This window comes from Chitinimonas violaceus (assembly GCF_052601015.1).
Genome location: NZ_JBQXDJ010000211.1, coordinates 1 through 627, shown reverse-complemented (window position 1 = coordinate 627; position 627 = coordinate 1). Strand labels below are relative to the sequence as shown.

Here is a 627-nt window from a genome sequence, read left to right as displayed (position 1 = left end):
AGGCATCGCCGTTGTCGTCGGTGAGCTTGGCCTGGCTGTTGTAGGTACGAAGAACATCGGCGTCGACACCACGCCCGACCAGCAACTCATCACGTCGTTGCAACACCAGATTACCGTGGGCGACATTGACGAAGACACCTTCGCCAGCCTGCCCTAACGTCTTGGCGGACTGCCCAGCCCCTAAGCGTGGCGCCAGACTGCCCTGAAATAAACCCGTATCCTGCCCTGCAACGATTGCCACCATCTGTACACCCTGAAAATAAGCAGGCCGCCATGAAACGCAGCAACCTTCATCGGACAAGGTGTCCTATCGACGCGTACGAATGTTTAGTGGGCGAATGAAAAAAGATGAGCTGTGTTGAAAGCAAACGCATCAGACCATCGCAGTTGGTCGGTTTTTGCGTCTGGGAGGCTGGTTTAGGAAAAATGGTAGCGCGCGTGTCTACTCATACTTTTATCAGGCGCAGAGACGGGCTTTTTCGAAGCGTAGATGAATGTTGATGTTGCGGCTGACCGAAAACTGACCCAGCCAAAGTGCTAGTGCCGATTCAAAACTGACCCAGGTGTTCTACTTGCCCTGCCTAATTTCTAGGCAGGAGAGAAAGGGTGATCACCATGGAAATGTTA

At 53.0% G+C, this 627-nt stretch carries 1 protein-coding gene; it reads right to left on the bottom strand.

Features of this window, described 5'->3' with window-relative positions:
* Positions 1–244, bottom strand: a 244-nt coding sequence (locus ACUHMQ_RS20960) for a hypothetical protein (RefSeq protein ID WP_445297377.1), incomplete at its 3' end; no start/stop codon positions are given.
* Positions 245–627: the final 383 nt, after the last annotated feature.